Genomic DNA, 14,209 nt, shown 5'->3' on the forward strand with positions numbered 1-14,209 from the left:
TGCGCGCCTCGGTCGTGGCCGACCCGCAGTTCGCGCGCAAGAACACCAAGGACAACACGCCCGCCGTGATCTTCACCGAGCTCGTGCCCGGCGACACGGTGGAAGTGACGGTGGCGGCCAAGGGCGGCGGCAGCGAGAACAAGAGCAAGATGATCATGCTCAACCCCGGCGATTCCGTTGCCGACTGGGTGATGAAGACCGTGCCCACCATGGGCGCCGGCTGGTGCCCGCCGGGCATGCTGGGCATCGGCATCGGCGGCACCGCCGAGAAGGCCGTGCTGATGGCCAAAGAGAGCCTCATGGACGACATCGACATGTACGAGCTGCAGGCCAAGGCATCCAAGGGCGAGAAGCTCACGCAGGTGGAAGAACTGCGCCTGGAGCTCTACGAGAAGGTCAACGCCCTGGGCATCGGCGCGCAGGGCCTGGGCGGTCTCACCACCGTGCTCGACATCAAGATCAAGATGTACCCCACGCACGCGGCCAGCAAACCCGTGGCCATGATCCCCAACTGCGCCGCCACGCGCCACGCGCACTTCGTGCTCGACGGCAGCGGCCCGGTCTACCTGGAAGCGCCCAGCCTGGACCTGTGGCCCAACGTGAACTGGGTGCCCGACACGCAGAAGAGCCAGCGTGTGGACCTGAACAAGCTCACCAAGGCCGAGGTGGCCAGCTGGAAGCCCGGCCAGACCTTGCTGCTCAACGGCAAGATGCTCACCGGCCGCGATGCCGCGCACAAACGCATCCAGACCATGCTCGCCAAAGGCGAAAAGCTGCCGGTGGACTTCACCGACCGCGTCATTTACTACGTCGGCCCGGTCGACCCGGTGCGCGACGAGGCCGTGGGCCCCGCCGGCCCGACCACCGCCACACGCATGGACGGCTTCACCGACATGATGCTGGAGCAGACCGGCCTGATCGCCATGATCGGCAAGGCCGAGCGCGGCCCGGTCGCCATCGAATCCATCAAACAACACAAGAGCGCTTACCTCATGGCCGTGGGCGGCGCGGCCTACCTCGTGTCCAAGGCCATCAAACACGCCAAGGTGGTGGGCTTTGAAGACCTCGGCATGGAAGCCATCTACGAATTCGACGTGGTCGACATGCCGGTGACGGTGGCGGTGGATTCGGGCGGCACCAGCGCGCACATCACCGGCCCGGCCGAATGGCAGAAGCGCATCGCCACTGGCGAGTTCAAGGGCATCAGCGTCGCCGCTGCTTGAAAACCGTCGGGGTGTTCGACAGCGGGGTCGGCGGCCTGAGCGTGCTGCGCGCCCTGCTGGCCGAATTGCCCGGGGTGCGTTTTGTGTATGTGGCCGACAGCGCGTACGCGCCGTACGGCGAGCGCACGGTGGCCGAGATCACCGAGCGATCGGAACGCATCACCGCCTGGCTGCGCCACACCCACCACATCGATGCCCTGGTGGTTGCCTGCAACACCGCCACCGCTCTCGCCATTGACAGCCTGCGCGCCACCCACCCCGACCTTCCCATCGTGGGCGTGGAGCCTGCGCTCAAGCCCGCTGCGGCCATGAGCCTCACGCGTCACATCGGTGTGCTCGCCACGCGCGGCACGCTCAACAGCGGACGTTTCGCGCGCCTGCGCTCGCAACTGGAAAGCGCGGCTTCAAGCCCAGTGCATTTCATCTGCCAGCCCTGCGATGGCCTGGCCGACGCGATCGAGCGTGACGACCTGCGGACCCGACAGTCCCTGTGCGAACGTTACGTGGCCGCGCTGCGCGAACACGCTCCCGGGGACATGGATACCGTGGTGCTGGGCTGCACGCACTACCCCTTCGCCGCAGATGTTCTGACGCGACTTCTGGGGCCCGACGTGACCTTGGTCGACACGGGCATCGCCGTCGCACGCCGCACACGCGACGTGTTGGGCCTGTCCATCGGGGTCGCGGCCCATGCGACGCCGCCTGTGCTGTTGTCGACCGGCGATCCAGCAAAACTGTCGCAGGCGGCCAGCCGCTGGCTCGGCCTGCAGACCCGCGCCGAGCAGCTACTGGCCTGACGTGCTGACCGTTTGAAGCGCGGCCTCCCGACCGCGCTTCATGTTGACCGGAATCAGCAACAGCAACCCGATCACGAACAGCAAGGCGGTGGACCCGATGGCCAGCCGCTGGTTGCCCCCCGTCATCCAGGTGATGGCGCCATAGCTCAGCGGCCCGATGATGCTGGCCACGCGGGTGGCAAAGGTCCACAGACCGAAGAACTCGGCGAGTTGCGCCGATGGAGCCAGCATGCCGGCCATCGCGCGGCCCGACGACTGGCTGGAGCCCATGCACACCCCCGCAATGGCAGCGGCGTACCAGAAACCACCCTTGGTGGTGGTGATGGCCGCGATGACGCAGGTGGCGACCCAGCCCACCAGCGTGATGCCCAGCGCCAGCTTGTGACCCAGGCGGTCTTGCCAGTAACCGAAGGCGAACGCACCCACCATGGCTGCGATGTTGAGCACGAAGATCAACACCATGGTTTCCTGCTGCACGAAGCCGATCACCTGCTCGGCGTAAATGGCCGCCAGCGTGATCGCCACCGCCACACCACCCTGGTAAGCGGTGACGCAGGCGAGCAGCCACATGAAGTCCTGGTAGCGCCGCGCCTGCTGAAACGTGCTGCGCAACTGACGGTACGACTGCCGCCAGGCCGACCCTGTGCTCAAGCCGGTTTGAGGCCTTGCGCGTTCGCGCAACAAAACCAGGGTGAACAAAGACGCAACCGCGAACACGGCAGCCGTGATCAACATCGTCACCGGCACGAACTCGGCGGCCTTCTGCCCTTGTGCCTGCGCCCACAACACATAGGCCAGGCTCACGCCCAGGGCCAGCATGCCCCCGCAGTAGCCCAGGCTCCAACCCCATCCGCTCACACGACCCATCGCCGACGGCCTGGCCAGTTCCGGAAGGAATGCCGCCACAAGGGACTCTCCCCAGGCAAAGAACACGTTGGACACCACGATGAGCAGCATGGCCAACACGACCGCCCCGGGCCCCACCAGGGCCAGCGCGGCCGTGGCGAGCACACAGCCCACAGTCGTCAGCATCAAGAGCCGTTTCTTTGCGGCGTGCTGATCGGCCCAGGCGCCCATGGCCGGAACGGTCAGCATCACGATCAGGTGCGACACGCTCAAGGCAGCCGTCCATGCGAACGCGGCCCACGTGGCACCATCTGCCACAGCGCCCACGAAGTAGGCGGCAAACACCGCGGTCAACACCACCGTGGTGTAGCCCGAGTTGGCGAAGTCGAACATCGCCCAGCCGAACACCTCGCGCTTGCGCACGCCCGGGTTCAGGGCATCGGTGGAAAAGAAAGGCATGGACGCTCCGGCGGCGGGCTGGAGTCCCGCCATGCAGCGCAGTCTAGGGCCTGAGGATGTCAGGCCCACGCATCCCGTCGCGGATCAGTGCAGGTGGCGCGGCTTGCGCGGGCCACCATGGCCCGAAGGACCACCGTAGCCGCGCGGGGGTTTGCCCAGTTGCATGGAACTCACCAGGGCATCAAAGCGCTGGGTGAAGAGCTTGTCGATGGCGCCCACCACGTCGCCCAGTTCGGCGGCATCAAAGTGGCGCTCCATGACGTGGAGCACATCCTGCACCAGCAAATCGCGCTGCACCTGCATGATGGCGGCCGGCGTAGGTCCGACAAAGCACATCAGGAAGTCGTCGCGCGCTTCCTCCTCGGAGGATTCGTCCTCTTCGTCAAACTCGGCGTCGTAGAACGACACCTCCAGCGGAGCACCGGTGGCCGCAATGTCATTGAGGCCCATGCAGGCTTCTTCGATCACCTGGCGAAAGTCCTCGTCGCCGGGCACGGTCCAGCAGATCTGCAGCACATGGGCTTCGGCATCAAAGCGGATGCCTGGCTCGTCTTCGTAGCTGCTTTCCGCCGCCGCGGCCAGCGACTTGGCACCTGCATATACCCACACAGGTTTGAGGGCGTCCTGGATCTGCGCATAGACCACATCCTCGCGCAGGGGCACGTCGCCATGCACGTGGATTTCGAAGGGCGCGTTGTATCGGGTCATGAAAGCTCACTGTACCGGCGAAACCGGAAAAAACCTAGTTCTGGTGCCTCGAACCGGGGTCGAACCGGTACGCTCCCTTTCGGGATGGCGGCGGATTTTAAGTCCGCTGTGTCTACCAATTTCACCATCGAGGCCGAGTGCGGATTGTCGCAGGTGGCGACTCCTTGGGATGCGAGCGAGCCCCCATGAACCAGACGGCTGAAATGAAACAACCCCGGCAATGTTCAAGTTGGCGGGGTTGCGAATGATCTGGAGGCGCGATCCGGAGTCGAACCGGACTAACCGGATTTGCAATCCGGGGCATAACCGCTTTGCTATCGCGCCATCAGGGTCGGTACCAAAGCACCGATCTGAAAAGGCTACAAAAAAGGGAAGCAGAGCTTCCCTTTTTGAATCTGGAGCGGGAAACGAGACTCGAACTCGCGACCTCAACCTTGGCAAGGTTGCGCTCTACCAACTGAGCTATTCCCGCATTTTTCAGCATCTTCTTCATGCTGTTCCGCTTGTCTGCCGGAAACCGAAATTCTAACCTAAAAATCGATCCTCTTTCAAGCCCACTCAATATTTTTGATCAATGTTTTACCGCGTCCTGCCCGGGCGTAGGCGTGCGCGTGGAAGCCGCTGCGATCTGCGCCGCCACCTCTTCGTCCGTCAGCGGCACTGGTTGGCGTTCGAGTGCAATGGCCAACACTTTGTCGATCCATTTCACCGGCACGATTTCCAGACCTTGCTTGACGTTGTCCGGAATGTCGGCCAAGTCCTTGACGTTCTCTTCAGGAATGATCACCGTCTTGATGCCGCCGCGCAGGGCAGCCAGCAGCTTCTCTTTCAAGCCGCCAATGGCCGTGACTTCGCCGCGCAAGGTGATCTCACCGGTCATCGCCACATCGGCTCGCACCGGGATGCCGGTGATCGACGACACGAGGGCCGTGGTCATGGCAGCACCTGCGCTCGGTCCGTCCTTGGGCGTGGCGCCATCGGGCACGTGGATGTGGATGTCGCGCTTGTCGAACTGCTCGTCCTTGATGCCCAGCATGCGGGCACGGCTGCGCACCACGGTCCGGGCCGCTTCCACGGACTCCTTCATCACGTCGCCCAGCGAACCGGTGCGGGTGATGATGCCCTTGCCCGGCATGATCGCAACCTCGATGGTGAGCAGATCGCCACCCACTTCGGTCCACGCCAGACCGACCACCTGGCCGACCTGGTTCTGCGCCTCGGCACGGCCATAGCTGTACTTGCGCACACCCAGGAAGTCGTTGAGGTTCTCGGCATCCACCACCACGGTGGGCGTGTACTTCTTGAGCAGCAATCCCTTGACCACCTTGCGGCAAATCTTGGAGAGCTCGCGTTCCAGCGAACGCACACCTGCCTCGCGGGTGTAGTAACGAACGATGTCGCGCACCGCCTCTTCCTTCACCTCAAGTTCGCCCTCTTTCAGACCGTTGTTCTTGAGCTGTTTGGGCAGCAGGTAGCGCATCGCGATGTTGGTCTTTTCCTCTTCGGTGTAGCCCGAAAGGCGGATCACTTCCATGCGGTCCAGCAGGGCCGGCGGAATGTTCATCGAGTTCGAGGTCGCCACGAACATCACATCGGACAGATCAAAATCGACCTCGACATAGTGGTCGCCGAAGGTGTGGTTCTGCTCAGGATCCAGCACCTCGAGCAGCGCGCTCGACGGGTCACCACGGAAGTCGGTGCCCAGCTTGTCGATCTCGTCGAGCAGGAACAGGGGGTTGCGCGTGCCGACCTTGGTCAGGCTCTGCAATACCTTGCCCGGCATGGCGCCGATGTAGGTGCGGCGGTGTCCTCGGATTTCGGCCTCGTCACGCATGCCGCCCAGCGCCATGCGAACGTACTTGCGCCCGGTAGCCTTGGCCACCGACTGCCCCAGCGAGGTCTTGCCCACGCCGGGCGGGCCCACCAGGCACAGAATGGGCGCTTTGACCTTTTCCACGCGCTGTTGCACAGCAAGATACTCAAGGATGCGGTCCTTGACCTTCTCCAGTCCGTAGTGGTCTTCGTTGAGCACCGCCTCGGCGTGCGCCAGGTCGTGCTTGATCTTGGTCTTCTTGCTCCAGGGCAGCGCCACCAGAGCGTCGATGTAGTTGCGCACCACGGTGGCCTCAGCAGACATGGGCGACATCAGCTTGAGCTTCTTGAACTCGGCGTCTGCCTTCTTGCGCGCCTCGGCGGGCATCTTGGCGGCCTTGATCTTCTTCTCGATCTCTTCGATGTCGGCGCCCTCTTCACCTTCGCCGAGTTCCTTCTGGATCGCCTTGACCTGTTCGTTGAGATAGAAGTCGCGCTGGTTCTTCTCCATCTGGCGCTTCACGCGGCCACGGATCTTCTTGTCGACGTTGAGGATGTCGACCTCGCGTTCGAGCTGCTCGAACAGGTTTTCCAGTCGCTTGTTGACCGGATCCAGATCGAGCACGACCTGCTTGGATTCCAGTTTGAGCGGCAGGTGCGCGGCGATGGTGTCGGCCAGGCGGCCTGGATCATCGATGCTGGAGATCGAGGTCAGGATTTCCGACGGGATCTTCTTGTTGAGTTTGACGTACTGGTCAAACTGCTGCATCACCGCGCGGCGCAGGGCCTCCAGTTCGTTGGACTGCGTGTCGGCACGCTCGACCACCGGATCGACCGGGCTCACGCTGGCAATGAAATGGCTCTCGCCATCGCGAATGGCCAACACCTTGGCGCGCTGCACACCTTCTACCAGCACCTTCACGGTACCGTCGGGCAACTTGAGCATCTGCAGGATGGTGGCCACACAGCCCATTTCGAACATGTCGTCGGTCGACGGTTCATCTTTGGCCGCCGCTTTTTGCGCCACCAGCATGATGCGGCGCTCGGACTCCATGGCCGACTCGAGCGCCTTGATGCTCTTGGGACGACCCACGAACAGAGGGATCACCATGTGCGGGAACACCACCACGTCGCGCAGCGGCAGCAACGGCAAGTCAACCGGGGAACTGGGGAGAGGGGTTTGTCCGGACATTTCAACCTCGACTAAAACAGGTAACTGGGGTTGGTGCGGGCGATATCAACCGGACGCATCGCTAAAGGGCGCTTCCTGCAGCGCCCGTCATCGCAGGCCTATTCAGGCCTGCTTGGCCGCCTCGCGGTAAACCAGCAAAGGCGGCTTGTTTTCGTCGATGGTGGACTCGTCCACCACCACCTTCTCGACATTGTTCATGCTCGGCAGTTCGAACATCGTGTCGATCAACGCGTTCTCGAGGATCGATCGCAGGCCGCGAGCGCCCGTCTTGCGGGCCAACGCCTTGCGGGCGATCGCCTTGAGCGCGGCGGGACGCACTTCCAGTTCGGCGCCTTCCATGGCCAGCAAGCGCGAGAACTGCTTGACCACGGCGTTCTTGGGCTCGGTGAGGATTTCGACCAGCGCGTCCTCGCTGAGTTCCGACAACGCGGCGATCACGGGCACACGGCCCACCAGCTCGGGGATCAGGCCGAACTTGATCAGGTCTTCGGGTTCAATTTCCTTGAAAGCTTCGGTCAGGCTGCGTTGCTTCTTGCTTTTCACCGTGGCGCCGAAGCCGATGCCCGAGGCCTCGGTGCGGTTCTCGATGATTTTCTCCAGGCCGGCAAACGCGCCGCCGCAGATGAACAGGATGTTGGTCGTGTCGACCTGCAGGAAATCCTGGTTGGGGTGCTTGCGCCCGCCTTGGGGCGGCACCGAGGCCATGGTGCCCTCAATGAGCTTGAGCAAGGCCTGCTGCACCCCCTCGCCCGACACGTCGCGGGTGATGGACGGGTTGTCGGACTTGCGGGTGATCTTGTCGATCTCGTCGATGTAGACGATGCCCTGCTGAGCGCGCTCGACGTCGTAGTTGCAACTCTGCAGCAGCTTGGCCACGATGTTTTCCACGTCTTCACCCACGTAGCCGGCTTCGGTCAGCGTGGTGGCGTCGGCCATGACGAACGGCACATTGAGCATGCGCGCCATGGTCTGGGCCAGCAGCGTCTTGCCCGAACCCGTGGGTCCGATCAGCAGGATGTTGCTCTTGGCCAGTTCCACATCGTCCTTGCGGGCCGTCTGCTTGTGGCGCAACCGCTTGTAGTGGTTGTAGACCGCCACGGCCAGAGCACGCTTGGCACCCTGCTGGCCAATCACGTAGTTGTCGAGGTTGGATTTCAGGTCAGAGGGCGTGGGCACGTCTTCGCCCGACGCCTTCACCGACTCAAGGCCGGGCAACTCGTCACGGATGATGTCGTTGCACAGGTCGATGCATTCGTCGCAGATGAACACCGAGGGGCCAGCGATGAGCTTCTTGACCTCGTGCTGGCTCTTACCGCAGAAGGAGCAGTAGAGCGCTTTTTCGCTGGAGGCGGCTTTTTTGTCGGCCATAGGGGAAGGTCAGGTGGAACAGTAAGAACAATGATAGATCAAGCCTTCCGGGCGCCAAACCCGGGAAAAGTGCCTTTATTGGCACTGTCTCCCGCTTTTCGCCGCACGGTCGGACTCAGTTCGCGCTCGGACGTTTGTCGATCACTTTGTCGATCAGGCCGTACTCGGCCGATTCAGCGGCGGACATGTAGTAGTCGCGCTCGGTATCGCGCGCAATGCGCTCCAGAGGCTGGCCGGTGCGTTCGGCCAGGATCTTGTTGAGTTGCTCGCGGGTCTTCAGGATCTCGCGCGCCTGGATTTCGATCTCGGTCGCCTGGCCGCGGCTGCCACCAGAAGGCTGGTGGATCATGATCTTGGAATTGGGCAGCGAGAACCGCTTGCCCTTGGCGCCCGCCGCCAGAAGGAATGCCCCCATGCTGGCCGCAAAACCGCAGCACAGCGTGGATACATCGGGTTTGATGAAGTTCATGGTGTCGAAAATCGCCATGCCGGCGCTCACCGACCCACCTGGAGAGTTGATGTAGAACGAAATGTCCTTGTCGGGGTTTTCGCTCTCCAGAAACAACAACTGTGCCACCACGAGGTTGGCCGAATGGTCGTTGACCTCACCCACCAGGAAGATCACGCGCTCTTTGAGCAGGCGCGAATAGATGTCGTAGGCACGCTCGCCGCGACCCGAGGTTTCGATCACCATGGGCACCATGCCCAAGCCTTGAATGTCCATTGCGCTCATGCGTTTCTCCATGTGTTGTTGCATTGCCGTGTCACTACTGTAACCAACCCACTGTGGCCGTATGCACACAAGGGCGATGGCCTTTGAGGCGCCAAAAGGACAGTGGGTCGCACGTGGGGTTCAAATCGGCAAAAAAAAGGGCGGATCGCTCCGCCCTCTGCGATCAGGCCCGGCAGGCCGATCAGTTTTGAGCCATCAGTTCGTCGAAGCTGACCGCCTTTTCGGTGATCTGGGCCTTGGACAACACGAACTCGGTCACGTTGTTCTCGATCACGATGGCTTCAACTTCGGCCATGCGGCGGTTGTCGCCCTGGTACCAGCGCACGACGTCGGCCGGCTTCTCATAGGAAGCGGACAGCTCGTCGATGTGGGCCTTGATCTGCTCGGGCTTGGCGTGCAGCTCGTTGGCGCGCACCAGTTCGGCCACCACCAGACCCAGGCGCACGCGTCGCTCGGCCTGTGGGCGGAACAGCTCTTCGGGGATCGGGGCCTTCTCGGCATCCTTCACACCGCGCTGCTTGAGGTCGGCGCGCGCTCCTTCGACCAGGCGGTCGAGTTCGGACTGCACCACCGACTTGGGCAGGTCGAGTTCGGACGTGGCGATCAGCGCGTCCATCACGGACTGCTTGTTGCGGGCCTGCAGGCGGAACTTGACTTCGCGCTCCAGGTTCTTCTTGATGTCGGCGCGCAGGCCGTCAACCGTGCCGTCGGCGATGCCGAGCGACTTGGCCAGGGCCTCGTCCACCTCGGGCAGGTGGGCGGCCTCAAGTTTGTTGACGGTGACCAGGAAGTCGGCGGTCTTGCCGGCCACATCCTTGCCGTGGTAGTCCTCGGGGAAGGCCAGCGGGAAAGTCTTGCTTTCACCTTGCTTCATGCCACGCACGGCGTCTTCGAATTCCTTGAGCATCTGGCCATCGCCCACGATGAACTGGAAGGCTTCGGCCTTGCCGCCTTCGAACGGCTCGCCGTCGATCTTGCCGGCGAAATCGATGGTGGCACGGTCACCGTCCTGTGCGGCCTGGTCTTGCGCGCGCTGCGCGAAGGTGCGGCGCTGCTTGCGCAGGATGTCCAGCGTGCGGTCGATGGCGGCGGCATCGACTTCAGCCGAGACCTTGTCCACCGTGGCGGTGGCCAGATCACCGATCTTGACTTCGGGGTACACCTCGAACACCGCGTCAAAGGTCAGCTCGCCCTCGGGTGCGCCTTCCTTTTCGGTGATCTTGGGCTGGCCGGCGACACGCAGCTGCGCTTCGTTGGCGGCGGTGGCGAAAGCCTCGCCGACCTTGTCGTTCATCACTTCGTAGTGGACCGAATAACCGTAGCGCTGGGCGACCACGTTCATGGGCACTTTGCCCGGACGGAAACCGTCCATCTTCACATCACGAGCCAGGCGCTTGAGGCGGTTCGCCACCTCGTTCTGGATCACATTGGCCGGCAGCGAGAGCGTGATCTTGCGCTCGAGCTTTTCCAGGGTTTCAACGGTCACGGTCATGGTTCTCTCCAAAAGGGTGATGCCCAAAAATTGCGGTTCGGCCAGCCTGCCTGGACGAACCGGGGAATGCATGTGTCTGTGGTGGTGCGCGGGGGGGGACTCGAACCCCCACACCATTGCTGGCGTCAGGACCTAAACCTGGTGCGTCTACCAATTTCGCCACCCGCGCGCCTGGTTGGGGTTTCGGGCCCGGCGCAGATGGGGTCTGCGCCACGCCTTGTCCTCCTCACGGCAACCCTCGATTGTAGCCCTTGCCAGCAAGCGGTCCGGACGCTGTTCAAGCCCCCAAGCGGTGGCGCAGCATGCGCACGGCGCTGCCCGGTGTGGTGAGCACCGGCAGGTCCACGGCCCTGTGCACCGCCATCTGCGCGCGTGCCATGCTGAACTGCGCCAATGCAATCGCATCGCAGCCCTGGTCGGCGAGCCAGCGCGCGGCCTCGACGACCAGGGCGTCGTGCTCGGCGGTGTCACCCCGGTTGAGCGCCTCCATCGCACCCTCGGCCAGGCGGGTGACCAGCTGGGTGCCGGGCGGGAACTCCGGCGGCATGGACGTCAGGGTGGGGGCGAAGGACGCCACCAGGCCGATGCGTCCGCCCCGCGCCACGGCCACCGCTTCCGCCACCATGGCTTCGTTGGGCTTGAGCACCGGCATGTGCGGCCGGCGCGCCGCCACGGCTTCGATGCAGGACCCGAAAGCCGAACAGGTGAACAGGATCGCGTTGGCGCCCGTACCTTCGGCGTAGGCCGCCAGCGACTCGAAGCGCTGGTGCATGGCCGCATCCAGCCCGGTGCCGCTGCGCGCCAGATCGGCCGAGAGGCTGTCGTCGAGCAGGTTCATGCGCACCGCCTCCGGCCAGGCCCGAGAGAGCTCCTCATTGATCGGGGCGACCGAATGGGCCAGCGCATGGATCAGTGCCAGTCTTGTCACGCGGCAGTTCCTCCCGCCGGCGCGACACTGCCCTTGCGAGGTCGGCGCAGGCGCTGCAGTCCCATCACCACCATCAGCAGAAGCACCGCCGGCAAGAACACCCATTCCTTGGCCGGCCGCGCCGCATCGATCTCTGCCGAGACGATGCGGAAGCCCTGTTCCATGCCCAGCTTCTCGGCCGGGCTGCCGAACTTGATACCCGAGATCAGCAGTTCGTCGCCCTGTGCCACCACGCTCACGCCCGCACTGGACAGGCGCTCTCGAGCCGGCGCCTGCGCCCCCAGAGGCAGCAGCACGCCTTTGCGAATGTCCTCTCCGTTCAAGTTGGTGCCCTCTATCCAGAGGCGCTTGCCCGCATTGGCAGGGGCCGCCTCGATCAGCGCGGACATCTTCGCCGCCGGCACCTGTTCGTAAGGCGGGTAGACCATGTCCCACCAGAAACCAGGCCGGAACAGCGTGAACGTGACCAGCAGCAGTGCCAGGGATTCGTACCAGCGCGATCGCACGATGAAATAACCCTGGGTTGCCGCTGCGAACACCAGCATGGCCACGACAGCGCTCACCACCGTCAGCAGCAGGTGGAAGGGCCCGGTGAGACCAATGAAGAGCAGCTGCGTGTTGAAGATGAACAGGAAGGGCAGGATGGCCGTGCGCATGCTGTAGGCAAAGGCCGTGATGCCGGTCTTGATGGGATCGGCACGCGCAATGGCCGCCGCCGCGAACGAAGCCAGGCCCACTGGCGGCGTCACATCGGCCATGAGGCCGAAATAAAACACGAAAAGATGCACGGCGATCAGGGGCACGATCAGCCCGCTTTGCGCACCCAGCTCCACAACCACCGGTGCCATCAGCGTGGAGACCACGATGTAGTTGGCCGTCGTGGGCAGGCCCATGCCCAGAATCAAGCTGATCAACGCCACCAGCACCAACATGAGCATGAGGTTGCCGCCCGACAGCAGTTCGACCAGTTCTGTCATGACCAGGCCGACACCGGTGAGCGAGACCGTACCGACGATGATGCCGGCCGCGGCCGTTGCCACGCCAATGCCGATCATGTTGCGCGCGCCGGTGGCCAGGCCTTCGACCAGATCTGCAAAGCCGAGCTTCGCGGCGGCCGCAATCTGGCCGTGTCCGCGGAAGTGCGCAATGATGGGCTTCTGGGTGACCATGACAAAGATCATGAACATCGTCGCCCAGAAGGCCGAGAGCCCCGGGGACATCTGCTCGACCATCAGACACCAGATCAGCACCACCACGGCCAGCAGGTAGTGCAGGCCCGACTTCACGGTAGGCCCCGTCTCGGGCAACTCGAACACGGGTGCGTTCGGGTCGTCCAGCTCCAGCTGGGGTTGCTTCGCACCAAACCACAGCAGGCCCACGTATGCCGCCAGCAGGCCGGCGCCGACCACCCAGATGGCGGCATCCCCCATCAGGGACTTGATCCAGCCGATGCCCCAGTAGACCGCCCCGGCGAGCACGAGGAAGCCGGACAGTGTGAGGGCAAAGGACAGCAGGCGAGAGCCCGCGGTGCCGGTGCCACGCCGCGGCAGACCCTTCATGTTGGCCTTGAGCGCCTCCAGGTGCACGATGTAAAGCAGCGCGATATAGGAAATGATGGCTGGCAGGAAGGCATGCTTCATCACTTCGATGTAGGGAATGCCCACGTACTCCACCATCAGGAACGCCGCGGCGCCCATCACGGGAGGCATGATCTGACCATTGACCGAACTCGAGACCTCGACCGCGCCGGCCTGATCAGGCCTGTAGCCGACGCGCTTCATGAGCGGAATGGTGAAGGTGCCGGTGGTCACCACGTTGGCGATCGACGAGCCCGAAATGATGCCGGTGGCCGCCGAGGACAGCACGGCCGCCTTGGCCGGACCGCCCCGCATGTGCCCCAGCAACGCAAACGCGGACTTGATGAAGTAGTTGCCCGCGCCTGCCTTGTCCAGCAACGAACCGAACAGCACGAACAGGAAGATGAAGCTGCTCGACACACCCAGCGCCACGCCAAACACGCCCTCCGTGGTCAGCCATTGGTGGCTCATGGCGCGGTTGAGCGAAAAGCCGCGATGGGCAATCATGTCGGGCATGTAGGGCCCGCCGAAGGTGTAGACCAGGAACACCGCGGCCACGATGACCATCGGCAGTCCCAGCACCCGGCGTGTGGCCTCCAGCAGCAGCACGACACCGACCGCAGCGGTGTACACGTCCATGTCCGTCGGTTGCCCCGGACGGGTTGACAGCTCCTTGTAGAACAGGAACAGGTAAGCCGCGCAGAACGCACCGGCGATGGCGAAAATCCAGTCGGTGACCGGCACATGGGCACGAGGCGATCGCCGGAAGGCCGGATAGGCCATGTAGCTCAGGAAGATCGCAAAGGCCAGGTGGATGGCGCGCGACTCGGTGTCGTTGAAGACGAACACGCCCCATGTGAACGGCAGCGGAGAGGCAATCCAGAGCTGGAACAGCGACCACGCGATCGCCAGGTACAGCAAAAAGCGGCTCATCCATGGCCCCGGAGCCCGCCCTCCTGTGTCGCTGTCGGCCACCAGTTGATTGACGTCGACTTCGGGTGGGGTCGGCTGGTTCATGCGGTCCTCATTTCTTCGTGTTGTCGTTGCTCGGCACAAGAAAACAAAAAAGCCCTG

Annotated in this window: 10 protein-coding genes and 4 tRNA genes; 2 read left to right on the top strand and 12 right to left on the bottom strand. The window is 63.4% G+C overall.

Features of this window, described 5'->3' with window-relative positions; all coding sequences use genetic code 11:
* Both V6M63_RS23600 and murI read left to right on the top strand, forming a co-directional pair.
* A partial coding sequence (locus V6M63_RS23600; protein WP_332745910.1) for a fumarate hydratase occupies positions 1–1,223 on the top strand: 1,223 nt, incomplete at its 5' end.
* A complete protein-coding gene (murI, locus tag V6M63_RS23605) occupies positions 1,166–2,020 on the top strand; it encodes a glutamate racemase (protein ID WP_442909645.1) in 855 nt (284 codons plus the stop codon). The genes V6M63_RS23600 and murI, both read left to right, overlap by 58 nt.
* Here murI and V6M63_RS23610 read toward each other — a convergent pair.
* The 12 genes from V6M63_RS23610 to V6M63_RS23665 all read right to left on the bottom strand — a co-directional run bounded on the left by V6M63_RS23610 (position 2,009) and on the right by V6M63_RS23665 (position 14,152).
* A complete protein-coding gene (locus V6M63_RS23610; RefSeq protein ID WP_332745913.1) occupies positions 2,009–3,325 on the bottom strand; it encodes an MFS transporter in 1,317 nt (438 codons plus the stop codon). The two genes, murI and V6M63_RS23610, sit on opposite strands and share 12 nt — an antisense overlap.
* An 84-nt stretch (positions 3,326–3,409) precedes the next feature.
* The gene (locus V6M63_RS23615; RefSeq protein WP_056275117.1) at positions 3,410–4,033 is read right to left on the bottom strand and encodes a DUF6806 family protein; all 624 of its coding nucleotides are present in this window, start codon (positions 4,031–4,033) and stop codon (positions 3,410–3,412) included.
* 41 nt (positions 4,034–4,074) lie between these two features.
* Positions 4,075–4,167 (bottom strand) — tRNA-Leu (locus V6M63_RS23620).
* A gap of 116 nt (positions 4,168–4,283) precedes the next feature.
* Positions 4,284–4,357: transfer RNA gene (locus tag V6M63_RS23625), tRNA-Cys, on the bottom strand.
* Between the two features lie 72 nt (positions 4,358–4,429).
* Positions 4,430–4,505, bottom strand: a tRNA-Gly gene (locus V6M63_RS23630).
* Positions 4,506–4,604: 99 nt separating this feature from the next.
* On the bottom strand, positions 4,605–7,037 hold the full coding sequence (gene lon / locus V6M63_RS23635) for an endopeptidase La (protein ID WP_332745914.1): 2,433 nt from the start codon (positions 7,035–7,037) through the stop codon (positions 4,605–4,607).
* A gap of 102 nt (positions 7,038–7,139) precedes the next feature.
* A complete protein-coding gene (gene clpX / locus V6M63_RS23640) occupies positions 7,140–8,405 on the bottom strand; it encodes an ATP-dependent Clp protease ATP-binding subunit ClpX (protein ID WP_159606614.1) in 1,266 nt (421 codons plus the stop codon).
* Between the two features lie 115 nt (positions 8,406–8,520).
* A complete protein-coding gene (clpP, locus tag V6M63_RS23645) occupies positions 8,521–9,138 on the bottom strand; it encodes an ATP-dependent Clp endopeptidase proteolytic subunit ClpP (RefSeq protein ID WP_056276336.1) in 618 nt (205 codons plus the stop codon).
* A gap of 181 nt (positions 9,139–9,319) precedes the next feature.
* Complete coding sequence (tig, locus tag V6M63_RS23650) at positions 9,320–10,630, bottom strand: trigger factor (protein ID WP_056275123.1); 1,311 nt, start codon at positions 10,628–10,630, stop codon at positions 9,320–9,322.
* A gap of 82 nt (positions 10,631–10,712) precedes the next feature.
* A tRNA-Leu gene (locus tag V6M63_RS23655) sits at positions 10,713–10,799 on the bottom strand.
* Positions 10,800–10,907: 108 nt separating this feature from the next.
* Complete coding sequence (locus V6M63_RS23660) at positions 10,908–11,558, bottom strand: aspartate/glutamate racemase family protein (RefSeq protein WP_332745916.1); 651 nt, start codon at positions 11,556–11,558, stop codon at positions 10,908–10,910.
* Entirely contained in the window at positions 11,555–14,152 is a 2,598-nt protein-coding gene (locus tag V6M63_RS23665; protein ID WP_332745918.1) for a TRAP transporter permease, read from the bottom strand. Before V6M63_RS23665 ends, V6M63_RS23660 begins: the two co-directional genes overlap by 4 nt.
* Between the last annotated feature and the right edge of the window lie 57 nt (positions 14,153–14,209).

The organism is Hydrogenophaga sp. (assembly GCF_036675665.1).
Taxonomy (GTDB): Bacteria; Pseudomonadota; Gammaproteobacteria; order Burkholderiales; family Burkholderiaceae_C; genus Hydrogenophaga.

What these genes read in the sequence shown, in the direction of transcription:
- clpP (WP_056276336.1), bottom strand. Translation starts at nt 9,138, where the DNA reads ATGAGCGCAATGGACATTCAAGGCTTGGGCATGGTGCCCATGGTGATC.
- V6M63_RS23665 (WP_332745918.1), bottom strand. Translation starts at nt 14,152, where the DNA reads ATGAACCAGCCGACCCCACCCGAAGTCGACGTCAATCAACTGGTGGCC.
- murI (WP_442909645.1), top strand. Translation starts at nt 1,166, where the DNA reads ATGGCAGAAGCGCATCGCCACTGGCGAGTTCAAGGGCATCAGCGTCGC.
- V6M63_RS23615 (WP_056275117.1), bottom strand. Translation starts at nt 4,033, where the DNA reads ATGACCCGATACAACGCGCCCTTCGAAATCCACGTGCATGGCGACGTG.
- lon (WP_332745914.1), bottom strand. Translation starts at nt 7,037, where the DNA reads ATGTCCGGACAAACCCCTCTCCCCAGTTCCCCGGTTGACTTGCCGTTG.
- tig (WP_056275123.1), bottom strand. Translation starts at nt 10,630, where the DNA reads ATGACCGTGACCGTTGAAACCCTGGAAAAGCTCGAGCGCAAGATCACG.
- V6M63_RS23610 (WP_332745913.1), bottom strand. Translation starts at nt 3,325, where the DNA reads ATGCCTTTCTTTTCCACCGATGCCCTGAACCCGGGCGTGCGCAAGCGC.
- clpX (WP_159606614.1), bottom strand. Translation starts at nt 8,405, where the DNA reads ATGGCCGACAAAAAAGCCGCCTCCAGCGAAAAAGCGCTCTACTGCTCC.